The 24,289-nt window shown below is 46.0% G+C and carries 28 protein-coding genes; 20 read left to right on the forward strand and 8 right to left on the reverse strand.

The genetic code is table 11. The features are described from left to right. Positions 1–96 precede the first annotated feature (96 nt). Entirely contained in the window at positions 97–738 is a 642-nt protein-coding gene (locus MHI38_RS24140) for an FBP domain-containing protein (protein WP_154887147.1), read from the forward strand. Positions 739–990: 252 nt separating this feature from the next. Here MHI38_RS24140 and MHI38_RS24145 read toward each other — a convergent pair whose 3' ends face one another. Further along, positions 991–1,587 (reverse strand): NAD(P)H oxidoreductase, encoded by a 597-nt coding sequence (locus MHI38_RS24145; RefSeq protein ID WP_154887145.1) that lies wholly within the window; start codon positions 1,585–1,587, stop codon positions 991–993. Positions 1,588–1,789: 202 nt separating this feature from the next. Here MHI38_RS24145 and MHI38_RS24150 point away from each other — a divergent pair, with 202 nt between their 5' ends. The 4 genes from MHI38_RS24150 (at position 1,790) to MHI38_RS24165 (ending at position 4,812) form a co-directional block, all read left to right on the forward strand. Beyond that, a complete protein-coding gene (locus MHI38_RS24150; protein ID WP_154887143.1) occupies positions 1,790–2,164 on the forward strand; it encodes a winged helix-turn-helix transcriptional regulator in 375 nt (124 codons plus the stop codon). Between the two features lie 117 nt (positions 2,165–2,281). Beyond that, positions 2,282–3,406 carry a hypothetical protein gene (locus tag MHI38_RS24155; protein WP_154887141.1) on the forward strand — a complete coding sequence of 375 codons (1,125 nt, stop codon included), beginning with the start codon at positions 2,282–2,284 and terminating at the stop codon, positions 3,404–3,406. A 151-nt stretch (positions 3,407–3,557) separates the two neighbouring features. Beyond that, a complete protein-coding gene (locus tag MHI38_RS24160; RefSeq protein ID WP_154887139.1) occupies positions 3,558–3,890 on the forward strand; it encodes a hypothetical protein in 333 nt (110 codons plus the stop codon). 58 nt (positions 3,891–3,948) lie between these two features. Beyond that, positions 3,949–4,812: a DUF4085 family protein gene (locus MHI38_RS24165; protein ID WP_341181790.1), complete on the forward strand. Its 864-nt coding sequence runs from the start codon at positions 3,949–3,951 to the stop codon at positions 4,810–4,812. 111 nt (positions 4,813–4,923) lie between these two features. Here the strand turns inward: MHI38_RS24165 and MHI38_RS24170 are convergent, their stop codons facing one another. Both MHI38_RS24170 and MHI38_RS24175 read right to left on the reverse strand, forming a co-directional pair. Next, positions 4,924–6,000 carry an anti sigma factor C-terminal domain-containing protein gene (locus tag MHI38_RS24170; RefSeq protein ID WP_341181791.1) on the reverse strand — a complete coding sequence of 359 codons (1,077 nt, stop codon included), beginning with the start codon at positions 5,998–6,000 and terminating at the stop codon, positions 4,924–4,926. Continuing rightward, positions 6,000–6,512, reverse strand: coding sequence for an RNA polymerase sigma factor (locus MHI38_RS24175; RefSeq protein ID WP_186375385.1), 513 nt, complete (start codon positions 6,510–6,512; stop codon positions 6,000–6,002). Before MHI38_RS24175 ends, MHI38_RS24170 begins: the two co-directional genes overlap by 1 nt. Positions 6,513–6,656: 144 nt before the next feature. Between MHI38_RS24175 and MHI38_RS24180 the strand changes: the two genes are divergently transcribed. From MHI38_RS24180 to MHI38_RS24200, 5 genes are all read left to right on the forward strand, one after another. Beyond that, positions 6,657–6,872, forward strand: coding sequence for a hypothetical protein (locus MHI38_RS24180; protein WP_154887135.1), 216 nt, complete (start codon positions 6,657–6,659; stop codon positions 6,870–6,872). Positions 6,873–6,952: 80 nt separating this feature from the next. After that, complete coding sequence (locus tag MHI38_RS24185; RefSeq protein WP_154887133.1) at positions 6,953–7,492, forward strand: HAD-IIIA family hydrolase; 540 nt, start codon at positions 6,953–6,955, stop codon at positions 7,490–7,492. Between the two features lie 28 nt (positions 7,493–7,520). Next, positions 7,521–7,862, forward strand: coding sequence for a hypothetical protein (locus MHI38_RS24190; protein ID WP_090921967.1), 342 nt, complete (start codon positions 7,521–7,523; stop codon positions 7,860–7,862). Between the two features lie 12 nt (positions 7,863–7,874). Further along, positions 7,875–8,162, forward strand: coding sequence for an SHOCT domain-containing protein (locus tag MHI38_RS24195; RefSeq protein ID WP_186809575.1), 288 nt, complete (start codon positions 7,875–7,877; stop codon positions 8,160–8,162). Between the two features lie 42 nt (positions 8,163–8,204). Beyond that, on the forward strand, positions 8,205–9,068 hold the full coding sequence (locus MHI38_RS24200; protein WP_186809574.1) for a phosphotransferase: 864 nt from the start codon (positions 8,205–8,207) through the stop codon (positions 9,066–9,068). Between the two features lie 53 nt (positions 9,069–9,121). Here MHI38_RS24200 and MHI38_RS24205 read toward each other — a convergent pair whose 3' ends face one another. From MHI38_RS24205 to MHI38_RS24215, 3 genes are read right to left on the reverse strand one after another with little or no spacing between them, the layout of a single operon-like run. Beyond that, on the reverse strand, positions 9,122–10,207 hold the full coding sequence (locus MHI38_RS24205) for an ABC transporter substrate-binding protein (protein WP_186809573.1): 1,086 nt from the start codon (positions 10,205–10,207) through the stop codon (positions 9,122–9,124). 26 nt (positions 10,208–10,233) lie between these two features. Next, positions 10,234–11,238 (reverse strand): FecCD family ABC transporter permease, encoded by a 1,005-nt coding sequence (locus tag MHI38_RS24210; RefSeq protein WP_308722172.1) that lies wholly within the window; start codon positions 11,236–11,238, stop codon positions 10,234–10,236. After that, positions 11,235–12,284 (reverse strand): iron chelate uptake ABC transporter family permease subunit, encoded by a 1,050-nt coding sequence (locus MHI38_RS24215; protein WP_154887125.1) that lies wholly within the window; start codon positions 12,282–12,284, stop codon positions 11,235–11,237. The genes MHI38_RS24210 and MHI38_RS24215 overlap by 4 nt, the downstream gene beginning before the upstream one ends. 103 nt (positions 12,285–12,387) lie before the next feature. Here MHI38_RS24215 and MHI38_RS24220 point away from each other — a divergent pair, with 103 nt between their 5' ends. The 3 genes from MHI38_RS24220 (at position 12,388) to MHI38_RS24230 (ending at position 15,945) form a co-directional block, all read left to right on the forward strand. Next, positions 12,388–13,068, forward strand: coding sequence for a response regulator transcription factor (locus MHI38_RS24220; RefSeq protein ID WP_154887123.1), 681 nt, complete (start codon positions 12,388–12,390; stop codon positions 13,066–13,068). Then, positions 13,065–14,843, forward strand: a complete 1,779-nt coding sequence (locus tag MHI38_RS24225; protein ID WP_341181792.1) for a sensor histidine kinase — start codon at positions 13,065–13,067, stop codon at positions 14,841–14,843. The genes MHI38_RS24220 and MHI38_RS24225 overlap by 4 nt, the downstream gene beginning before the upstream one ends. 721 nt (positions 14,844–15,564) lie before the next feature. Beyond that, a complete protein-coding gene (locus MHI38_RS24230) occupies positions 15,565–15,945 on the forward strand; it encodes a VOC family protein (RefSeq protein WP_154887119.1) in 381 nt (126 codons plus the stop codon). Between the two features lie 88 nt (positions 15,946–16,033). On the opposite strand, the gene MHI38_RS24235 is transcribed toward MHI38_RS24230, so the two are convergent. Further along, on the reverse strand, positions 16,034–17,017 hold the full coding sequence (locus tag MHI38_RS24235) for a cation diffusion facilitator family transporter (protein ID WP_308722169.1): 984 nt from the start codon (positions 17,015–17,017) through the stop codon (positions 16,034–16,036). A 320-nt stretch (positions 17,018–17,337) separates the two neighbouring features. Between MHI38_RS24235 and MHI38_RS24240 the strand changes: the two genes are divergently transcribed. From MHI38_RS24240 to MHI38_RS24270, 7 genes are all read left to right on the forward strand, one after another. Further along, positions 17,338–18,015, forward strand: coding sequence for a response regulator transcription factor (locus tag MHI38_RS24240; protein ID WP_154887115.1), 678 nt, complete (start codon positions 17,338–17,340; stop codon positions 18,013–18,015). Then, positions 18,012–19,400, forward strand: coding sequence for a sensor histidine kinase (locus MHI38_RS24245; RefSeq protein WP_308722168.1), 1,389 nt, complete (start codon positions 18,012–18,014; stop codon positions 19,398–19,400). The genes MHI38_RS24240 and MHI38_RS24245 overlap by 4 nt, the downstream gene beginning before the upstream one ends. 88 nt (positions 19,401–19,488) lie before the next feature. Continuing rightward, a complete protein-coding gene (locus tag MHI38_RS24250) occupies positions 19,489–20,715 on the forward strand; it encodes an ABC transporter permease (protein WP_341181793.1) in 1,227 nt (408 codons plus the stop codon). Further along, on the forward strand, positions 20,712–21,389 hold the full coding sequence (locus MHI38_RS24255) for an ABC transporter ATP-binding protein (RefSeq protein WP_154887109.1): 678 nt from the start codon (positions 20,712–20,714) through the stop codon (positions 21,387–21,389). The genes MHI38_RS24250 and MHI38_RS24255 overlap by 4 nt, the downstream gene beginning before the upstream one ends. Before the next feature lie 222 nt (positions 21,390–21,611). Next, positions 21,612–22,145: an NUDIX hydrolase gene (locus MHI38_RS24260; RefSeq protein WP_341181794.1), complete on the forward strand. Its 534-nt coding sequence runs from the start codon at positions 21,612–21,614 to the stop codon at positions 22,143–22,145. Between the two features lie 156 nt (positions 22,146–22,301). Continuing rightward, positions 22,302–22,808: a DUF4275 family protein gene (locus tag MHI38_RS24265; RefSeq protein WP_341181795.1), complete on the forward strand. Its 507-nt coding sequence runs from the start codon at positions 22,302–22,304 to the stop codon at positions 22,806–22,808. Positions 22,809–22,823: 15 nt separating this feature from the next. Further along, positions 22,824–23,417 carry a DUF4304 domain-containing protein gene (locus tag MHI38_RS24270; protein WP_341181796.1) on the forward strand — a complete coding sequence of 198 codons (594 nt, stop codon included), beginning with the start codon at positions 22,824–22,826 and terminating at the stop codon, positions 23,415–23,417. An 8-nt stretch (positions 23,418–23,425) separates the two neighbouring features. Here MHI38_RS24270 and MHI38_RS24275 read toward each other — a convergent pair whose 3' ends face one another. Next, the gene (locus tag MHI38_RS24275; RefSeq protein WP_154887099.1) at positions 23,426–24,253 is read right to left on the reverse strand and encodes a DUF2785 domain-containing protein; all 828 of its coding nucleotides are present in this window, start codon (positions 24,251–24,253) and stop codon (positions 23,426–23,428) included. Positions 24,254–24,289: the final 36 nt, after the last annotated feature.

Here is a 24,289-nt window from a genome sequence, read left to right on the forward strand (position 1 = left end):
AGATCGTGTGCCCTGAAATCAACACCAATATCATGGTTCAACCCGCAGGCTTTGCACCTTATTTGCTTGACCACTATAAATAAGGGGCTGAAGGCCATGAACACACCATTTATTCATAATCATCAATATAACACCATTTATAAACAAGCCGAATTTCTATTAAAAACGCTGCGCTCTGTCGTGGACCCCAAAGTATTGGATACGGTCCGCTACACCGTCAGTACGAATGCCGTAGGCATCTTCGAGGATCTGACGCTGGAACAGAAGCAGCTGCTGGAGCAGTTATCCACGTATGCGACGCCGCATGACGTGCAACTCTATCTGAATCAGCTTGAAGACTATCTGATTCCATACCCACAGGTTACAGCCAAGCAGATTCAGAAGTTGTTTCCAAAGGCGAAGAAGCTCAAACTGCCTGATCTGGAATCTATCGATTATGCACACACCACGTACCTGAGATGGATCGATATTGCGACAAGCCGTTTGTTCATTGTGTACCCGCACGAAGGCAAATTCCTCGGGATCGAGGGACGAATTACGCCTACGAACAAGAAGGGATACTGCATGTTCTGTCATCGCCATCAGGAGCTTGGATTCTACAACGTGAAGACCAAGGCACAGTCGGCGGACAACTTTGCGTCCGTTGGTCAGTATGTGTGTATGGATGATAAGGCGTGCAACGGGAGCATTACGGATATTAGCATGCTGGAGAGATTCTTGCTGGCAACGATGAAATAGAGCTGGAGATTCGTGTGTAACGAATATACCCAAACTGGTCAAACAACGTTAGTATCGTAAAATAGCACAAAACACAGGAAGGGTCGCTCAGTTGAGCGGCCCTTTTTGATGTGTAATGCCGGGGTGTTTTACTTACCATAACCGCTCTTGAAAAGCGGAAACGGGGGATTTATTTTACCAAAGGCGGAGCGGAATGTGAGATGTTTATTTTATATCGTGAAAGCCACAGATGTACCCTAACCATTAAACCATTTATTTTGTTGACTGTTCAGCAAATGCGCTGGCATAGTTAACGCCCAACTCGTGAGCCTGATTCAGCAGTTCCTCATAGTGTTCCGGTGGGGCATCGACCGTTTCGTACAGGAATTCAACCTTTGAATTAGAGACACCACAGTAATCGGCGATACCGACATTGAGCAGGTTTTGAATGGATTCACCGTAGTTGCGTTTATTCATCTGTTCTTCCGTCACACCGGAAAGAGCGATCCACAACATTTGCTCATGATGCAACTTGTTCGAACCATAGGCAAAACTGTTGTTCATGACGCGGTCAATGTACCCTTTCAGCATCGCTGGCAGATGCCACCACCATAGAGGGAAGACAAAAGCAATCGCGTCGTGTTTCTTGAGCCTTGCAATCTCCGTTTCAATCTGAGGGGAGAATCGCTGGTTATCTTGCGTATAGTCAGGTTCATCTTCTGCTCGCAGGACCGGATCAAAACCAATCTCATGTAAATCCACGATTTCTGCTTGATGACCTGCTTCTGCTAGACCTTGAACGAAACGATCGGTGACCTGAAAGGTCAGGGAATCTTTGCGCGAATGAGATACCACTACTAAGACGTTCATTATCAATCACAACCTTTCTGGAGCTTGGTTCGGTAGCCATAGCTCCTCTGCTGATGCTATTATAAACAGAGTTGAAAACATCTGGAAGTACGCACTTTATTGTTCTATAGGGAGATGAAAGTACCCTAGGAGCATGAAATTTGAACGTGAAACTTAAATGTACCGACATGAGGCTCAGAAAGATATTGGAGGGAAGATCAAGATGGAACAAGGCAAGACAAATAACGGGGCTTCCAAGAAATATAGAGTTGGCGTTGAAGCAGCGCTGGAAGTGATGGGTGGCAAGTGGAAGCCGCTCATTATTTATCATTTGTTTACAGGGTGCAAAAGAACGTCGGAGCTGAAGCGGTTAATCCCCGAGATTACGCAGAAAATGCTGACCACACAGCTGAGAGCGCTGGAAAAGGATGAGATTGTGCAGCGTAAGGTATACTCCGAGGTTCCTCCCCGGGTGGAGTATGAACTGACAACGTATGGATTGGGACTTAAACCTGCGCTGGATCTTCTGTGTTACTGGGGGGAAGAGCATCTGGATAAGGTTTACGGGGATAAGTCGAAGGTGTTGGAGGATTTTTAGTTCCAGGGAAACGTGAAGGACAGGAGGTGAAGAAAAGGTATCGGAAGGCGCGCTTCGAGAGATCCATTAGGAAATGGGTTGCAGATTAATAGGCATCAATAGAGAGGTGTGAAAAATATGATTAATGAACAATATTATGAGAAGCTTAATCAGGACGCAATAGACAATTATCTATTTTACAAACAAGAAGCTGAGGCAAAGGTACATAGAAGAGAGTATACAACAAGTAAGAGGTATGACATTATGCCCTTTTGGTCTGAACGTGAGGGACAAATCCTTGGAGAACTTTCGAACGAAGAGACAGAGACCTATTATGAGTTTGATGATCAAGGCAGATTGCTGATATTGGCTTGTGACGATCTCATTGACGGCTATACGTATGTTACATATAAAGATGATCTGATAACGACAAGAACATATGTTGAGGGCACATTGGATGGAGTTAAGGAATATTGGTTGCAGGGCGGGCATATCTATCGATCCGTAGAATATCTTTCTCGGTTTAATAAAATTAACGTTGAAGAATATATTTACGAGGGCGACCTGCTTGTGCAAGTCTACCAGCCGCAATATGAAAATAATGAATATTACGATCATCTTGTTCGAACGTATTTCGAATATGATGACCACGGTGTACTGCTACGAGTGTTAGATGGAAAGCAAGGTGTGATCTATGTCAGAATGGCAGACGCAGAAGTTCAGACATTGCGGGAAACGGTGAAAAAGGAACTCATGTTGGCGGTGAAGCAAACCATAGTTACGCTCCGTGACTCTCCATCGGAAAGTTCCTATTGTTTCTTATCCATCTACTTGCATGATGAAGTTCATGCAGTGTACTCGCCGATGTTCAACCCAGGTTGGGATGAGGTAAGAGAGGAACAGATAGAAGAAAAAGATGAGCATGATGAGTATTATTATTACGGACTCTGGAGTTCAGGCGACCATCCACTGAATGATCAACAAGAGCTTGAGGATCATGATCTGATCCAGAGGCTTCGAACTTTGATTATATATTGGCGTAGCAGAGGAGATTGGTTTGAAGAAGGCAAGCGCTTGTGGCAGGAGGTTGCTTACGAGCTAAATGTAACGACCAACTGGCCTGAATACTCTAAACTCACAGACAACTTTGTTGTGTTTGTTGAATGGGAAGCGATGGATATCATGAATGGAGATTTACATGCAAGCATACCTGCGAGCAAGCTTGAGTTGTTACAGTTAGAAGACTTGGCACCCAAAATTTAATAAAGTGCAACTAAATATAACCTAACCAAAAAAGGGGGGATAACTCATTACATTCAAGACGATTTATCCAAGAGCTGTACTGCAATTAATTTGTATGTTCATGATTGGAGTTTTATTTTCTAGAAATGTTTTTTACGGTGAAAATGGTGTTATGAAATACATCGCTTTAGTTTTTTTCGTCTTTATTCTAGGTTATATCATCTTTCTAATCTGGCGTATATTCTTCACCAGACCTAGCATTACGCTGGAAAGTGATCATATCATCTCTACCAAATTACAGAAATATGATGCATCTCAGATTGAGTGTATTTATATGAACTACAGACGAATCGGGTTTAAACGCTATGGCAAACGGATTGTGCCAATGGATTTATGCTTTTATTTTAAGGGAGACCAAGAAACCGCAGGTGTAGAAGCAGTCCGTGAGTGGGCCGCGCGGAACGACAAAGAAATCAAACATACATTTTTTCAATCCTGGGTGTAGACCGGCATGTCTGTGAGAGTAAGGGAACGTTGAGGCTGGAGAATCTGGAGGAGTAGCTATGAAATACTTAACAAAAGAGTGGTACGATACGTGCCAGCAAACAGGGCTTCATTTTGGGTTGAGAGTACATAAAGGCGCGGGGTCGCTGGATGAGGCTCTTTTCCAGAGACTGTACAAACGGAAGGAAAAAGAACATGTAAAGCAAGAGCGTGAGATATACGATACCGATCCACGTTTCATGCTGGAGAGTGATGGTCAAGTGATGACCCGTGCAGACAAAGCTTTTAGCGGGGAAGAGATCACGGCGGAAGATCAGATGGTGTATCACATGCCGCCGGAAGAGCGAGCGCATATCGAGAAGCTGATTGCGGAGTATGATGTCCGTCCTGCTTTTGATGTGAAGCAATGTAAAGACAAGTATAAAGAAGCGATGGAGTGGAACTACCAATACCATGCGGAGAAATTACCCGCGGACATCTTGAACCAGATTGCTGACATCCGTGTGTTTGCACTGGGATATTGCACGAGCGAAGTTATGCAGCAGCTTAAGAAAAAGAGTGCAGAGAATACCCAAGAGATGGAACGTATCGGACAAGAATACAGGGAAGCGATGTTGAACCAGATTATTGCGGATGATGTTCGCAACCAGGTACAATTTCACGATTGCGAGGTGACCGAACTATTGCACGTAGTCGATCTGGTTATTCGTTTTGACAACCGGGGAGGCTTCACTGAAATGAACAAACTCACGTTGATTGCACCTGAAATTCTTAAGCAAGAAGGTGAGGTTGTGGGCAGTCACTGGCTGTACCAGGAGCTGTACCGGATCGATAACGGGTACGAACTGCATGTTCTTTTGGATGGAGAACCTATGCCTGAATTGATTGTACGTTGTACAGATATTGTTGCCGAGACCGAGTGAGGGGGTACCTTTCTAGATTCGTTTGCATTATCAGTAACTCTTGTATGTAAAAATAGAGATCATGCCTGTTCACACCAAGGCATGATCTCTATTTCAATGGGTCATGTATGCTTAATCCCAATTCCATATTTCTACCCGGTTCAGATGCACATGCCGGAATTCCGGATTCTCGGTAATCTTCTGCAATTCACGTACGGGACCTGTTACAACAGCTCCATATACTTGTACGCCATTCTTTTTCAGATAGGCAAGTCGTCGCTGATCCCAATCAACACCGTTATAACTCAGGTTGCTGGTCATCCATTCCAGATCAGACATCATGGCTTGGATTTGTTCCTGCATCGTTCCTTCTGACTGTGCCTGGTTCTGATCTTCAACTTCTCTAGGAAAATAATTAAACCATCGACCTCCGCCGTCTTCCATTTCATAGAGCGGTTTAAGCGTCAGATGAGGAACATTATAGTCAAACATTCCTGCTCTCGAATAGGAAAGATTTTTTTCTTGCATTTCTCCTGAATAGATCGGCATCGCTGTTACTCGGACATCATACTTAGAGAGCAACTGCATCAATTGCTTCGGCGATTTTAAATTTTTCAATGAGATCGACATCTCGGCAACATGCCCGTCATCTATTTTACGAAGTCGCTTAGAACTGCTGTTTTCCTCCGTGTTCTCATTGGAAGGTTTGCCGTCAACCAAGTCATACGGAAGGTAAAATGGACCGCGTTCGTTACCGTTTAAATAAGCTCCTGTGCTATTCATCTTGTAACTGAATTTACCGGTAATACTCCGTTCGGCCTGAACCTCACCAGTGATCACTTCCGATGAACCGACGAGGCGATATACCTTCAGATTGGCCTTTTGTGTTAAAAAGGGAGTGACTTCAAACGTCTGATGGGGGCTTTTTTCGACGCGCAGTCCGTCACCATGCATCTCCACCACCGAAATAATGGAACGCATGAACTCGTTCCGCACCTTGGATTGATCGAAATACATATGCAGAGCCGTGATATAGACATGATAGAGCACAAATATTAAAAATAGAATTCCCCCTGCGTTCAAGAAAAATTTCCAGCGTGTTTTCCATACCATTCGTCTAAATTGCTTATGACCCCATTCCGGGCGTTGAGGTTCGAAATCATCTGCATGGAGCACATACAGATCATCTGGTTCCGTTGGCTTGGACATCATTCATTCTCTCCTTTCATCTGTAACATCTCTTCTTTGAATCGTGCTCTGGCGCGAAACAGGGTAACTTTGACCTGACTCATATTCATATCCAGAACCTTGCAAAGTTCCTTGTAAGACAGCTCATTCATCTCGCGAAGTAGCAGTACAGTCCGATATTGTTCGGGCAGTTTCTTCATGACCTGTTGAATGAGCTTTACCCGTTCACGAGCGGCGAGTACTTCCTCAGGAGTACGATATGTATTCTCTACACTTTGTTTCTCCAGTTCCCGGCTCATTTCCATTTCCCCGCGGTTCTTTCGGTACCAATCGATAAATAAATGTCGGGCTACTTTGTACAGCCATGCTCTGGCATAGTCGGCATGTTCGGTTTTCATGGATACCATAGCTCTGTAAAATGTTTCTTGAACTAACTCCTCAGCCGTTTCTTGTGATCCACACATTCGGTAGAGATAGAGATGCAGGGAGGATTGGTACTGTTTGAATAGTTCGGCATATAAATCACTCCTCATTCCAGATTTCATCCTCCTTCATTTAAGACAACGGGTGGAGTTGAAAAATGTTACAATTAAATTGAATATTTATTAATAATATGAATTCGATTATGCTTTTGTCAGGCACATAAGTTCATAGACACCAAGGAGATGTACACGACTATGGAGTTATTTACAGCGTTAATTTCCGTTTTTGTATGCATTATTGTTGTGCTTATTGTTGCAGCGGTTGTGCGTTATGCCGTGGATTCGTCCAAAACATCAAGGAAACTTGATCTACTGATGAAGGAAGTACGTGATCTGCGCGTAGAAGTCAGACGGCTTCAACATGCAAAAGAGCAGGAGGATAATAAACATATTATCGATGAAAAAGTGTAATAGCTGTGTGAAGCGGTGAGATCTTTAAGTTAGTGAATAGTGATTAATACAATAACTTAAATCGGGAGTGAACAAACCTTATGACTGCAAATCCAAACGTTCAGGCTGTTTTTATCGACAGAGATGGCACGATCGGAGGTACAGGACATTTTATTCATCCGAGAGACTTTGAGTTATATCCGAATGCACAGGAAGCGATTACGCTCTTAAAGCAAAACGGAATGAAGGTTTTTGCACTCACCAATCAACACCGAATTTCACGCGGACAGGCAACGGTTCAGGAGTTTGAACAGCAGTTTCAGAAATACGGATTCGATCAGGCCTACATTTGCTCACATGAAGAAGAATGCGGCTGCCGAAAGCCTAAACCCGGCATGTTACTTCAGGCCGCGGAGCAGTACAATTTGGATTTGACCAAGTGCATCGTTATCGGAGACGTAGGCGAGACAGACATGCTTGCTGCGCATGCTGTAGGCGCGACTAAGATTATGGTGAGAACAGGCTGGGGGGAATCCTCATTAACGAAGTTCAGAGATAAGTGGGCTCAGACGGAGCCGGATTATATTGCAGCAGATATTTTGGAGGCAGTGCATTGGATTATTGGCAATTTGAAAGAGTAAATGTTCAGTGTATAAGGGGAGTGATGGGATGATCGCAAGAACATGGCATGGAGCGGTACCGCTGGAGAACAAGGAAGCTTTTCTGGAATATGAGGTTGAAACAGGTGTGAAAGATACACTCGCTGTTAAGGGAAATCGCGGAGCGTATCTGAAAGTTGTGGAGCAAGGAGACTACGCACACTTTTTCCTGTGCACCATGTGGGAGGATATGGAGTCCATGATGGCATTTGCAGGGCCGGAGCCTACCATTGCGGTAACTTATCCAAAGGATGAGGAGCTTGGTTTGATCTCTGATCCGATTGTCATTATACAGGAAGTAACCAGTGCAGATAGTCCATTTGAGGATGATAAAAAAGTACATAACATTTAGGGGGGAATGAAGTTGAAGGCATTATCCATCATTGCAGTTGTAGTATTTACATTGACGTTATTTTTCATTTTTGTTTTGGGACCCGTAGACGAGGCGGCTGCAGTAGGATGGGCATTTTTATCTATGTTTTTTGCCATACCTTATTCGATTTTTGTGCTTGTAAAGGTCAATAAATTAAAGAAACCCGTAGTTAATGTCCATGAACAGCTGTTACAATTGGGGGATTTAAAGGACAAAAATATCATCTCGGAGTATGAATTCGACCAGAAGAAAGAGAAGTTGCTTGCAAAGATTAGATAAAACAGGAGAAAGGAGAAGGGGAAAAAGGAAAGGGAGAAACATATGATAAACATCAACCCAAGCACCAAGGAGATCAACGAGCTCTTGCAAAAGCATAGCATTCACGAACACATCGTGGAAGTAAAGCAGCTGTCGGGAACGACGGCGGGGCGGGTGTTCAGGCTACTTGCGAGCTCGGGCGAACGGTACATTTTGAAATGGGATGATCCTGAGGACATTCGTGTTACATGTCAGTTTATGAATACATACAGTGAAGTGATGCTGTTGCCAAAGGTTCTTTTTATGAGTTCGGACAACACTTATTTTTCATACAGCTTTATGGAAGGTGTGACTCATAACCATCGGGGAGCGAAGAAAGCATGGTTAACCCGGCTGGTGAAAGAGCTGTTGAATACATATGTACGTTTGCCGGATACAAGGCTATGGGGAAGAATGGGCTATCCACGCGAGACATGGAGGGGATTCAATCAGATTAGTATTGATGAGGCGAGAGAGAATCTTGGTGATGTGCTTACAGCGGAAGACTACAATCTGGTTCAATCTACAGTGAATCGTCTGTTTCATGAGGATGAGTCGGAGAGATTTCTTTTGCACGGGGATGCGGGTGTTCATAATATTGTGTTTGAGCAAAAGGAACTGATTGGGGTCATTGACCCATCTCCGATGGTCGGCCCGGTTCTCTATGATTTTCTCTATGCTTTTTGTTCCTCCCCCGATGACCTCGACCCGATATTGTTATGGGATGTATTCGGTCATCTTGAGCAGGTGACTATGGATAAGTTCAGATTGATGGAAGAAGCAGTGGTTCATCTATACTGCCGGATCGGGCTAAGCAACAAACATCATCCGCAGGACTTGCCTGAGTATCTCGAAGCGTGGGATTTGTGGAAACGGTATATAACATAAAGCCAACCTTCGCTTGGAAGGTTGGCTTTACTTTTGCATTAAGGAAAACCATATTATTTTGTGAAGAATGGAATAGCCTCTTTTAGAATTTCTTCACCCGACAGAGGCCCCTTACCCAGTGCCCATATTTCATCATTAACAACGAGCACATGTTTATCTTTCACCGCTTTAATCGATTGGAAGGTGCTGTTATTCATCCATTTATCCAGGTCAGCCTTCGCCCCATAGATGACCAGATAGTCCGGGTTTTCCTGTACAAGGGTTTCCAGATCTACATCGGCTACGTCAATCTTGCCTGGCGTCTGTTGCTGACTGGACTTGTTCTCATCGAAGCTGTATTCCGCGCCGATTTTCTCCAGCAGAGTTGCGATATATGAGGTTTTCATCCAGATGTAAAAGTTTTTCTCCAGTGCTTTCACGACGATAACTTTAGGTGTGCCCTGGATTTGAGCGTGGGTCTGTTCAATGTTCTGGTTCAGTTCATTCATAACCTGATCATGTTCTTTTTCTTTGCCAAGCAAGGTTCCCAGCATAGCGAAGTTTTGCTCCATGTCTCCGTAACCATTGGTATAGAGCGCGATGGTCGGTGCAATTTTCTCCAGATCCTCACGTATGGCTCCGTGCACATCGGCATTGGCGATAATCAGATCGGGCTTGAGGGAAGAGATGACTTCCAGATTAGGCTGCTGGTGATTTCCAACAAAAGTATAGTCCTTCACCTGATCTTTCAGGTAACCAAGCACTTCCGCTTTATAAGAGCCTGCAATCCCTGCTGGCATTACACCAAGGGAGACGAGCTCATCCGTGAAGGAGAAATGCAGGGTAACGATTTTTTGGGGCGAGGCAGGGAGTTTGGTTTCTCCCCAGGCGTTCTTTACAACAAATGAACCGTCTGAATTAGAGGTAATTGAAGGAGCCGTTGTTGTATTGGCTTCATTTGAACCTTGGTCTGAAGATGATGTTGCAGTGGAGGAAGTGGACGCATTACCACTATCCGTTTTACTCGTGCCATTAGCAGAAGCCGCTGACTCCTTGTCCGATGTAACACCAGCGGTGTTGCCAGCCGTTCCTCCGCCACAAGCGGTGAGAACCAGCACAAGAGTTAATATAATTACCATAAATAGTGATGTTCGTTTCATTGGGAATGAACCCTCCATATTGAAAATTATTTTTTCTGTCCTTGCTTGATGATCAGGTATACAAAATAGGGCGCGCCGATTAACGATGTAATGATGCCAACGGGAATCTCCATTGGAGGGATCAGAATGCGGCCAATCATATCGCCAAGCATGACAAGTAGTGCGCCGAGCGCCGCGGTAAATGGGAGGGAACGGATGAAGTTCTCTCCAACCAGCTTATGGGACAGATGTGGAATAATAAGTCCAACAAAGCTGAGATTCCCCGATATACTGGCTGAGCTTGCGGATAAAGCGAGAGCCACAATGAGTAGTACCGTTCGCACCATGCGAACCCGGGTGCCTAAGGACACCAGCACGGATTCATCCAGCTTCAAAACATTTAAGTACCTTACGAGCAACATGGCGGCTAACAATCCTGCTAGCGTCCACGGCCACAACATCTCCACATGTTGCAAGTTGCGCGCATATAAGCTGCCTTTAAGCCAGACCAGTGCCTGACTGGAACTCATGGCATATTTAACGATAAGCATTTTGATGATGGCCTGTAATGCAGAACTAACGGCTATACCCACAAGAGCGAGACGGATCATGGATGTGCCCTGGCGGCGATAAGCGAGCAGGAAAATGATTAGACTTGCCGCTGCCGAACCTGCCATCGAATAGAAAGGCAACCAGATTGCGGGTGTTAACGGCGCAAGTAAAATAATGACTACGGTCACCAGCCCGCCACCTGCTGTTGCCCCGATGACATCAGGTGAAGCCAGAGGATTACGCAGGACAGTTTGCAGGATGGCACCTGCGACAGATGCAGCAATGCCTACTAGCATGGCGCAGAGAACACGAGGCAACCGAAGCTCATAGATCGTGCCCGATTGCGCTTGAAACTGGGCGATGATTTCATGGAACGTAACGGGGGTTGCCCCGAAACGAAGCGACAGGATGAATACCAGCGCTAACGAGAATAAGACTGCGGTCATCAGTGCAGCAAAGCTCCAGTTGGATCGGGAGGACGGATTTTTTAAACATGTCATGAACGTTTCCTCCCGCGCATGCGCATGAGCACGATGAAGAACGGTGCTCCAATAAACGCAGTAATAAGTCCAACCGGTGCTTCCAACGGATAGAAAAGCAGGCGTCCGATCAGATCAGCATACACGAGAAGCACACTGCCTGTCAGCGCAGCGAGTGGTACAATCACCCGATAATCGATACCTGTTAACGTACGAATAATATGTACTGCCATTAAGCCAATGAACCCGATGGGGCCGCATACCGCCGTTGCTGCACCAACGAGCACAATAATGGCTACCATGATTCCGCTCCGTACCATGGTTAACCGTTGTCCGACAGATATCGCTGTATCCTCACCCATAGACAATACATTTAACTGGGACGCAAACAAGCAACAAAGGATACTGACGGGAACGAGAGTGACTAGCGAGAACATGACATCTTCCCAGGACATGCCCGACAGATCGCCGGCCATCCAGCGCAGCAGTTGATACAGATCGGTATCATGGAATATGATCAGCGTGGTGGTCATTGAACTAAAGAACAGACTGTTCACGAGCCCGGTGAGCACCACACTGCTAGAACTGAAGCGACTTCGCACACTGAGCACATAAATGAGAATGCCGCTGAGCGCAGTTCCCAACATGGAAGCCGTTACGGTGAAAAAACGGAATGTTTGGAACTGCATCAGCACCATCAGTGCAGCAATCGCCATGTTGGCCCCCTGATTAATGCCCATAACCTCCGGGTCTGCCAGATCATTCGATGTTAAAGACTGAAGCAGACATCCCGCAATACCGAGTCCGGCACCAACAAGTACCGCAGCGAGAATTCGGGGCAGTCTAATCGTGGTTACCGAGCGAATCAGGGATTCGTTGTCCGTCCAGGCGAACCAGTTGAACAGGATCGGTTCCTTGCGACTGGGTTGCAGATGAAAGATCACGGCCAGATATGCGCCCGCAACAAGCAGGATAAGTAATGTCAGGCCGATCCAGATGGGCTTCGACAGGCCTAGATGTTTTCGTACGGCAGAAGCACGAGATGAATTATGAAATGAAAGAAACATGCCGGATTACGTTCATCCCCTTTTCGTTTTTAATGAAAATGATTATCATTGTTGATATAATACATAACAGTTGTGTGATTCATGTGTGTTTAGGAGGAAAATTGTGAGACGTTCCGTTTTATTAATAGAAGATGAAGAATCCATTCGTGAGCTGGTCACGGATTACTTCAAGCAATCCGCTTGGCAAGTTATTGAAGCAGCTAACGGGGAAGAAGCACTTGAACTGTTCAATGCCTGTCCTCCAGACTTGGTGATTGTAGATCTGATGATTCCCAAAGTGAGTGGCTGGAATGTGTGCCGGCAGATTCGATCTCAGTCTACCGTGCCCATCATTATCCTTACTGCAAAATCGGAAGAAGAGAATAAGCTGCTGGGCTTTGAGCTAGGTGCCGACGATTATGTGACGAAACCGTTCAGCCCGCGAGTGCTGGTTGCCCGCGCGGAGACATTAATGAAACGTGTGGACAATACAGTAGGACAGGAAGATCCGATCATTTCTTTTGGCAATATAAAAGTATATGAGAGAAAACGCGTAGTGGAGTCAGATGGTCAGCCTGTCGAGCTGTCCTATAAGGAATATGATGTGTTGCTACACCTGCTCAGGCATCGAAACTTCCCTTTGACGCGTGAACATTTGTTAAACCAGGTGTGGGGTGTGGACTATTTTGGCGACCCTCGCGTGGTAGATACTCATATCAAAAATCTGCGTAAAAAATTAGGTGAAGATGCCGGATATATTCGTACGGTGTTTCGCATCGGGTACAAGTTTGAGGTTGAATCGTGAAAACGAGAGGGATCGTATTTAAGCTTTTTGCTGCCAATCTTGTATTTTATATCGTCTTCTTTGCAACGGTTGTGGCAGGACATTTCTGGTTCTTTGAACGTTTCTACCAGCATGAACGAGCCAGTGATTTGGGGAAAAAGCTAACATCCTTCGCTATGGATTATGCCCGGCAGAAATGGCCTGAGGAGAAAACACCTATGGTGATGGGCAGTTTCATTACACAAAATCATGTGCAAATGGCGGTTCTAAGTAAAGAGGGTGAGGTTCGCTACGATAACCCGTTTCGAATTCAACTGAACACGGATAAGGGACAATCGCTACCTGTGGCCGTTTCCTTTTTTCCAGACATCTCGGCTCTGACTTCGTATGGCTTGCAGCCTGGTGATCGCGTGACGGTGCAAGGTGCTTATTACATGGAGCAGGGAAACGCGCTGTTCTCGCCTTATGTCATTCGTAAAGAGGGGTCACCCGCGGTTGGGGTGCTTCCTCACAACGCCGATCGGGAAGGCGTCATTGAGATTAGTGGCACCGTAAACTCGGTATTGTTGCCTGCGCCGGGTCAGTGGAATAACCGGGAAGGTATTATGGCGGCCGCGCTGCGCGTGTGGTTTCCTTTGCCGGAAGCAGAGCGGGAGCAGTTGGATCGGGGAGAAGCATTTCATACCGAATGGAAGGAACCTGTGAGCGGTGTACATAATCTGGTGTTTGTGCAACCGATTGTTCGTGATGGTAAGGTCGTGGAGTATCTGTTTGCTCTAACGCCCTTGACGCAGCTTGGGGAGGCATTTGGCGCGCTGGAGGTGTATTATGCCTTTTTCAGTATTGCCGGAGGGCTACTGCTGATGGTGGTTCTGTCCTTTTTCTTCTCCAAAATCGTTTCACGTCCGTTATTACAATTGAATCGTGATGCGGCTCGCATGGCAAAGCTGGATTTCACGGCCATGGCCCCGATTCAGAGTAAGGATGAGCTGGGTAGTCTGTCCGAAAGTCTCGTCAGTCTTTCTTCCAATCTGGATCGTACGCTAAAGGAGCTTCAACTCACGAACGAGAAACTGGTGCTGGAGATGGAATATAAAAGCCGGATGGAGCAGTTGCAGAAACGTTTTGTGTCGGATGCTTCGCATGAATTAAAAACACCCATCAGTGTGGTGAAGGGATATGCGGAAGGACTTCTGGATCAGATCGCGGAAAATAAACGTGAGCGTTATATTCGTACCATTTTGCGAGAAGCCGATCGGATGGAAAAGCTGGTGCTCGATATGCTGGAATTGACCCGGCTAGAGGCTGGCGCGGTGAAGCTACGTATGGAATCTTTTACGGCGGATCAACTTGTAGCTGAATGTGTGGAGAAGATGAGACAACTCGCCAAGGCTAAGCAGATGAAGTTCGAGGTGCAGGGTGACCGCGATGTACATGTCTGGGCAGATGCCGAGAAGATGCAGCAGGTCTTGCTGAATTATGTGAGTAATGCGATTCGCAACGGGAATGAAGGAAGTACGATTCGGATGGAGATTAGACATAATCGTGAGCATGAACAAGTGTGTATAATTGTAGAAAATGAAGGGCCTTCCATTGCAGAGCATGAGCTGACACGGATATGGGATCGGTTCTACCGCGAAGAGGATGCGCGCAGTCGTCAAGCCGGTGGAACCGGGCTGGGGTTATCTATCGTGAAGGAGATTGTACAACTGCATCAGCAGTCCTATGGTGTAGCAAATACGCCGAATGGCGTAAAATTTTATTTTACGTTGCAAAGCTCGTCGGAAGATGAGTGATTGTTCCTGAACGTACTGGTCGATGATCGGATTTCTGTGGCTGGAGTACTGTTGAAATAAAAGGGATCGTGGAAATGTTTATCAGCTTATAAGAAGAGGGCCTTGGCTTAAAGTCAGGGCTCTTGTCATTTTAATTAATACTTCATGAAAAGAATCTATAGGCACGTTTACCGGGTGTCGCTACGACTTAAGTAGTACTCCAGCTCTGAAATGAGAGTGTCAGAATTCTAACGATCCCCACGAAGCTTATTTACTCTGATATGAGGGTGTCCAAACTCTAACGATCTCCAGGAAGCTTATTTCATCCAGAAACATAAAAAATATACTGTATTGGCGCAAAATCAGCTAAATAGCGTCTCTGGTGATCGTTAGAAAATAAAAAGCAGCGAAACAGGCCAAATAAGGCTTCTGGTGATCGTTAGCGTTTTAGTTGAGTAAGGATATAATGATATCGTACCATTCAATAGCCTTTTTTCATTGACGTTTAGGAGGGGTCAGGTATGGTGGATTTAATTTTTCATATGGGGAATAGAACATGGGGAGGATATGTAATTCTAAATTGGGATGAGATTGATATTTAGACAATTACAATTGGATTGCATACATAACGGATGTGTGTCGCCGAAAAACACGCTAGACGTACTGTAATTATATCTATAAAATGTTATTATAAAACGAAACATAGTTTCGTTGAGTGAAACTTAATAGGAGGATGAATCAAATGGCCTATCATTTCAATGGCATTGATCATGTGCAGTTGGCTGCTCCTGAAGGTTGCGAGAAGGAAGCTAGAGATTTTTTTAATCAAATTCTTGGATGGACAGAAATTCCAAAGCCTGCACTGTTGCAAAAACGCGGCGGTGTGTGGTTTCAATGCGGCGTCCATCAGGTTCATATCGGTGTTCAACATGATTTTGTACCCGCTTCCAAAGCCCATCCGGCCTTTCATGTCCAGAACCTGGAGGAGTTACGCGAACACCTGCACAAGCACAGTATCCAAGTATTAGATGATGAAGCAAGAGCAGACGAGGGAGTACGGCGTTTTTATCTGAATGATCCCTTCGGGAATCGACTGGAGTTTCTGGAATTCATTGCAGTATAAACAGCAAAAAACAGGGCGATCCCTTAACGGGAACCGTCCTGTTTTGCCTTATCCCAATAAAAGGGAGTATCCGCTAACCTGCAATACATCAATGATGGTGATGCGCATGTGCATCGGGTGCGTCACCTTTGACGGTGCAGAGGACGGAGGTATCGTGAAGATGCTTTTCAGACTCAACCTGCAAGGTGACATGTTTGATCTCTTTGTGCTCCAGCAGATGCTCAATTTTCTGTACAAGCACCTCGGACGCATATACATCCATCGTTCCATCTACCACGATATGGGCAGTCAGTGCGTTCAGGTTACTGGTGATCGACCAGACGTGAACATCGTGAACACCTTTGACGCCATCCACCTGCTGAATCGTCTGCACCAGATCGTTCACATCGACGTTTACGGGTGTGCCTTCCATGAGAATGTGCAAAGAAGATTTGGTGACATAAAATCCACTGCGTAATACCAGCACCGCCACGATGACACTTGCCAGCGGATCAGCCCAGCCCCAGCCGAAGAACATCATGAGCAGGGCAGCAGCAATCGCACCAATCGAGCCGAGCATGTCGCTGATCACGTGAAGATAAGCACCGCGCATGTTCAGGTTGCTCTCGGTATCGCTGCCACGCATCATAATCCAGGCGACCAGAATGTTCACGAGCAATCCGATTGTACTGATGATCAGCATGCCCATCGTTGCCACTTCGGGCGGGTGGATGAAGCGGCCAATAGCCTCGTAGAAAATATAAAGTGCAATGGCAATTAACGTCACGCCGTTTAACGTGGCTGCCAGAATTTCAAAGCGTCTGTAACCGTAGGTTTTCCCCGTATTGACGGCTTTGGCTCCATATGTGAACGCGAGCAAAGCAATACCGAGCGCGATAGAGTCCGAGAGCATATGACCTGCATCGGAGATGAGTGCAAGACTGTTCGTAATGAATCCCCCGAAGGTTTCTACGATCATGTAGAAGGTAATGATAATGAAGGAAAAGAGCAGTACCTTTTTGTTATTCGTGCCGTGCGCGTGATTGTGTCCATGATCGTGGGTATGATTGTGCCCATGTTGTTGTCCTGACATTGTAATCCTCTCCTTTGGAACGATCCTCTGTTATGTATGTTGCGTGATCATATAGCGTTACGTGTTACTTGTGGATGTGTTGCTGATCATTTTTGTAATACGGTTCACTCCTATTTATATGAACATATGAGCAATCACTCATATGTCGTAAACTTATTATAATTCGGCCTCATAGTAGTGTCAACCAGATTTGCGAAAATATAAACATGCATCCACACAGACAGCTGTAATGTCAACTGCACCACTTAACTGCACTGGCTAATGGCTTCGTTTTTGTGCTACCATCGGGGCAGGATCACTATAGAAGGGCGGACTACGAGATGAAACATCTGCTACTAGCAGACGATGATGCGAATATTCGCGCACTGTTGCGCCATGTCATGACGAAGGAGGGATACCGGGTACATGAAGCACAGGATGGTGTGGAGGCGGTCCAAATGATACAGCAGACCCCCATCGATCTTGCGATCTTGGATGTGATGATGCCAGGCATGGACGGACTTGAACTGTGTGATTACATACGTCAGCATTACGACATTCCTATTATATTGCTGACCGCAAGGGATCAGCTGGCAGACAAGAAAGAAGGATATTTGCGGGGCACGGATGAGTATGTGACCAAGCCGTTTGAACCTGAGGAACTGGTGTACCGGGTCAAAGCGTTGTTTCGCCGATATCATCGAACTTCCAGCGATATCATTCGCATGAACCGGATTGTGATTGACCGCAACAATGTGGAAGTAAGCGATGGACAGTCGATTCTTTTTTTACCGATGAAAGAGTTTGAACTACTGTCTCAGCTTGCGCAGTTTCCGGGGCGCCTGTTCTCGCGTGATGAATTGATTCGTCTTGTCTGGGGGGCGGATTATGAAGGGGACGACCGAACGGTCGACGTACATATCAAGCGGTTGCGTGACCGCTTTGCGGACTATACAGATGATTTTGTGATTCAGACGGTGCGGGGCATTGGATACAAAATCGAGGTGAAATCGCATTGAGATCGTTATACGTTCGCATATTTCTCATTACGGTGGCGGTGATTATCGTCAGTAGTTTGCTCGGATTCTTTTTCTCCAACATCTACTATCACGCTAAACTCAAAGACTTTAATGATGAGAAGTTGGTTGGTATCGCCATGGACATGAAAAAGTTTGCCGAAGAGCAGCCTGAGCCGAGTACGGTTCAGCGATATCTTCACAATGCAGCGGCATTAGGATACGAAATCTATGTCACCGATGGTCAAGGCGATGATCAGTTTTACGGCCGTGAATTCCGCGAAAAGGAGTTGGACAAGCAGGCTGTTCGTCTGGTTCTAGGCGGCGATGTGTATCATGGCGTGGCCGAGTTTCCGAGCCAACCGTTTATTACCGGATTTTTTGACAACCAATTAAGCAATACGGTGGGGGTTCCACTTCAGGTGGGCGAGGTTCGTTACGCCATGTTCATGCGTCCCGATGTTATTTTGCAATTTGGAGAACTGCGGATTTTCTTTGCGCTCATTGGGGCATTGACGGTGGGTATCAGTGTCCTGATCTTTCTGTTCAGTACGCGTTATCTGGTCAATCCGATTGAACGGCTGTCTGAAGCGACGAAACGTATTGCGCAGGGCAATTATAATCTGAAATTAAATACAGCAAGGCGTGACGAGATCGGGCAACTCGCCCAGCATTTTATGACGATGAGCCGAGAATTGGAACGGGTGGATCAGGCGCGGCAACAGTTTGTGTCCAACGTATCCCATGAGATCCAGTCACCGTTAACCTCCATTCAGGGATTTGCGCAATTGGTAGCGGATCCGGAACTACCGGAGCAAGAACGTGCGCACTATGCATCCATTATTGAAAAAGAGAGCCGGCATCTCTCGTTGCTCAGTAAACAATTGTTACTCCTGTCTTCCTTGGAACAGGGTCATGAAGATATGACGCAAACCCAAGCTACCTTCGCGCTGAGAAGCCAATTCCGTCAGGCGGTTCAAGTGTTGCAATGGCAATTGGAGGAGAAAGAGTTATCCCTGCGCATGTCTGTACCGGAATCCATAAAGATTACAGGCAATGAAGTGTTACTGATGCAGGTTTGGATGAACTTGCTTGGTAATGCGGTGCAGCATCTGCCGAAGGGCCGTAGCATTGAGGTTCGGGCAGAGCAGTTGGATAAAGCGTGTGTCGTGTATATTCAGGATACTGGAGACGGAATTGCAGCCGAGCATCTGCCTTTTTTGTTTGACCGTTTCTACCGGGCGGATCATGCACGTGAACGTTCATCTGGCGGGACCGGCCTGGGCCTTGCGATTGTGCAGAAAATTATTCGTCTCCATCACGGCACCATTGAGGTGTCCAGTTCAGCTGAAGGCACGCTCTTTACCGTAACGCTTCCACAGATGTAATGTGTTATTCATTTTCCGTTCATTTTCACCTCCTATACTTGGATTATCAAGAGGGAGGTCAGAGCAAATGTACTTGGCTATACGGGAAATGAGGTTTGCAAAAGGACGATACGCATTGATTGCCACCATCATGGTGCTGGTTTCGTTTCTGGTGTTGTTTGTAACCGGACTTGCGCAGGGGCTGTCGTATGATAACGCAGCTTCGATTAAAAATATGGCAGCAACCCATTTTATACTCGAACAGGATTCGAATCATCGATTTACTCGTTCACAGGTGGGCCAGCAGGAGCTGGATGAGGCCCGTGCTGTCGTTGGACAGGATAATGCCGAGCCGCTTGGGGTTCGAATGACGACCGTCAGCCCGGCGGACGATACCAAGAAGATCGATGTCACCCTATTCATGGTGAACTCGGGAAGCTGGCTGGCGCCAACGGTTACCGAAGGCAATGCGATCAACGATCAGTCCGCAGGGCAGGTGGTGGTCGATCGGAAGCTGGCGAAATCCGGCGTCACGATTGGCACGGTTCTGGTGGATCAAGCCTCGGGGACGGAGTGGACAGTGAGTGGTTTTGTGCAAAATGAATCGTTCAGTCACGCACCGGTGGTGTTTATGAATGAGCAGGAATGGCTTACATTGCAAGCTGGATCACGTACTGTGCAGGCAACATCTGCAATAGGTCGAGTAGACACCGGCACTGGCACTGGAACAAGCGCGATTGCTAAAGCGAATACTGACGCTATTGGCACTGAAAAGAGCGCTGAAGCTGTAATGGGTACATCGACTCCATCTGGTTCACTGAATGCGCCAGTTTACAATGCAATCGCGGTCAAAGGTGCGGATGATCAAGTGAGCAAGTTGAGTGCCGCCTTACCAAAGACAGAGATCATCACCAAATCGGATGCGGTATCCGCTATTCCAGGTTACAAGGAGGAGCAGGGCTCATTATTGATGATGATTGCTTTCCTGTACGTCATCTCGGCATTTGTACTGGCGGTATTTTTCTACGTCATTACAATTCAGAAGACCAGTCAATTTGGCATTTTAAAAGCGATTGGAACACGAAACGGTTATCTGGCAGGCAGTGTGTCGCTACAGGTGTTGCTGTTGTCCGTCGGTAGTCTGGTGATTAGCGTATTGCTTGTGCGGCTGTTCGAATCTGTTCTTCCAGCATCTATGCCTTTTCAATTAGGAATATCCACCCTTGCATTGACCTGTGTGTTATTCATTCTGATGTCGATGGCGGGTTCGTTGTTCTCGGTGTGGAAGGTTACCAAAATTGATGCACTCGATGCGATTGGGAGGACGGCAGCATGAGAAAACGACTGGAATTACAAGGGATTACACAGACATTTGATGACGGTGGCAGCCAGCGTACAATATTGGATCGCCTTGATCTTCAGGTGGCAGAAGGAGAACTTGTCGCCGTGATGGGCCCTTCGGGTTCAGGAAAAAGTACATTTCTGTCCATTGCAGGTGCACTGCTCGAACCCACGGATGGGGAGGTACTACTGGATGGCTCTTCGATCATGGGCAAGAGTAAAACGGACATCTCGGATGTGCGGCTGCGCCAGCTCGGATTTATATTTCAAAGTGCGAATCTGATTCCTTACCTGAAGGTGGAGGAGCAGTTATTAGTAGTAGCGAAGCTTGCGGGTATGGACAAAAGTAAAGCCGAGCGCCGTGCAGGTGAACTGCTGGAGACGGTGGGCCTGTCTCACCGGCGCAAAGCATATACTGACAAGCTGTCCGGCGGAGAACGCCAGCGCGTTGCCATTGCGCGGGCGCTAATGAATGATCCGGCTGTGCTACTGGCGGATGAACCGACGGCTAGCCTCGATGCGGAGCGCGGGCTGGATATTGTAGGCACGATTGCGCGGCTCGTGAAGGAGCAGGGCAAGAGTGCGGTGATGGTTACGCATGATGAGCGGATTTTGCCGCTCTGTAGCCGGGTTCTTTTTTTGGAAAAGGGAAAGCTGGTAGCACGTTAGAGGATTGTGAATTTGCTTTTCGAAGAAATAAGTTGATGAGAAATACGCTTAACGGTTAGTTCCCGTGCGATGAGAGGGTCACAGCTCCTGTGGGAGAGGTGGCCTTCTTTTTGTGTTTTCGACTATAATTGGAAGGGAATGGCGTGTACGTTGAGGTAAAGATTCAGGCTACGAATGGATGACAGTACATCATGAATTTCATTGGGAGAGGATTGGATGCGAATGAACAGCATAGATGCACAACAATTTCCGGCACTGAGTACGTCGATCCACTGGGGAATCATTGAGGCGGAGTTTAGGCTGGGCGAGCAAATAGACGAGACACTGGTGAGTAATGTGAGCATTATTCCGTTTGTTGGAGAAGAGTGTGTTGTGTTTCAACTGGATAACGGACTGTGGGAACTGCCCGGAGGAACGTTGGAAGCAGGCGAGCACTATATGGACGGATTGAAACGTGAACTGATGGAAGAATTAGGCGCGGAGCTACGTAGCTACCAAGTTTTTGGACAGTTTCATTGCACTTCCAGTGCTCTTGAGCCGTATAGACCTCACATTCCGCATCCGCATTTCATTAGAGTCATTGGTTACGGTGATGTGGAATTGGTATGTGAACCGCTCAATCCCGAAGATGGGGAGCAGGTGGTGGCGGTTGAGGCCGTAGAGATTGATGAAGCGGTACGGCGTTTTCGGGAACAGAACAGACATGATATTGCCGAGATGTACGAACTGGCCTATGTGCTGCGAAAAAACAGATAAGGGCTGATATAACCGAAGACGAAGGGCATTGTTGGAGTTTTGAAATTTAGTGAGAGAATCTATACGCTTCCATTGGAGTTGCTGTGTGATAGGTATGTACGTATCTCATGATCGATAAATGTTTTTTGAAAGTATCTACATAAAGGAGGTTCACCCATGATTCGAGAAGAGATTAATCGGATGCTGGATGTGTTGCCGGAAAGTGAACTTAACGTGGCATACTCACGAGTTGAAATGGTGTACCGCAAATATATGTATGAGAAAATGATCGCGGACAAGGGAGTACAAGTGACCGAGTTGTGCGAGGAATCGGAGGAGATTGTTCAGCGCTGGGATGAGGTGTTTGCCCATAACTTGGATGATGTTTCGAAAGAAACGATCTATTACAGCCAGTACAAATGGCATATGTTCAGTTACAAACAGCAGGAGTGTTTGGAAGGGGAAGCAGCACGAGTAGCCTTCGATGCCGAAGAGAAGACCGACTTATATGTGATGTATCAACATACGCCGTTTGTCCAGATCTATGAGAGCGCAAGTGCTGTCGTCGCAGCTGATTTTGATGAACAACAGGATATCTATATCTTCGACAATGCGTTCACATGGACATATGTACATACACATGAATCGATGTGCGGGCCGTATTTTTATAAAATCGAGGCATAGAGGGAGGAAGTTCTTTTGCAGGAACTTTTTAAAGAGATGATCAAAAATGAAGTGAAACCTTTATTAGTCCGTCACGGTTATACTAAGAAGGGTCTTAACTTTCGTAAAGTAGATGGAAATCTTGTATACACATTCAACTTTCAAAAAGCAAAATATAATACCGTAAACCTGGTTCGGTTTTATATCAATGGTATGATTCATTCCTCCGAGCTTGCGGAGCTACAGATCGTTACACCAAGTGGTGCAGTACTGGAGGAGCAGGCTCATTTTATCTGCAGAATTGACAAAATAGTTCCTGCTGCTCCAGACCGCTACTCTTTGACACCTGACACCGACCTGGTCACCTTTTCTAAAGAACTGCTCTCCCATCTGGAAAAGGCCGTTGAATACATGGAGAACATAACCAGCGCCAGGGATATTGTGGAGTATTATATGAATATAACCGCACTACATTTAAGCGAAGAAACCTTTCATTATCTACTGCAAAATGGCGATACTACGACTGTTCAGAAATATCTACAACAGCTACATGCTAAATATGGAGCCCAAAAGCGATGGACGATTTTTGAGAAGAAGTATGCCGCTATTTTTGCATCGTATGGACTCTAACACATTCTTCAGGATGTGTAGTAGACCGGTTCTACTTTATATAACGTTTGCTCAATCGTTGGACATAAGGCAGCATCATACACTCCATGAAATTTGATTCTAAAATAAAGACTTTTGAGAAAGTTTTTAATGTTGTTTTTTTGCCTGAAGGCAGGCAAAAATTCGGATTCATTCTCCACCGTGCCAAAACGTTGAATCCATTGTTGAACGGACGCCTGACTAAGGATGTTTCTATCCAGAATACACATGACTGGTGTTATCATTCGTTCGTCTTCGCCATCGGAGTAGACCCGGTCACTGATCGTCATTTTCTCGTACACCAGATCCAGCATCGTTGATAAATCAGCCTCATCTAATTCATTATATTGAGCCAAATCTTCCAACACATCAGCAGCATGAGCTACAGCGTGAGCCCAACCCTTAGTTTCATCATATCCACGGTAATCCTTTTCTTCTCGTACATTGTGAAAGACTACATCCTTAATCTGATGAATGCGCTCACTTGACAGGAAGGGCGATGCTGCGTGTCTCATGAAAAGAAGAGGGATAACCAGCATGGAAAAGGAACGTGTGAATACGGAGTCGGAATGGGTTTCCCCCAGTCCATAAAGCAGATGGTCACGATCTAAAACGGTGGTTAAAATGTGTTCTAATTCGGATGTAGTCAGAGAAAGGCTAGGAATCCAGTGAGATAGGGTGGTATAGATCAACTCATCACGCAATTGTGCGTCCACCGTACCGATGTTATGTAACATTTCTTGGATCAGGACGAAGGCGTCTGACTGTGCTTGATATTGATTTTCTCGTATGTACATCAGTTTTTCTTTTAAATTCATTTAAACACACTCCTGCAATTTAAATTTCATTCTAGT

The sequence above is a fragment of the Paenibacillus sp. FSL K6-1558 genome, from assembly GCF_038002565.1.
Taxonomy (GTDB): domain Bacteria; phylum Bacillota; class Bacilli; order Paenibacillales; family Paenibacillaceae; genus Paenibacillus; species Paenibacillus polysaccharolyticus.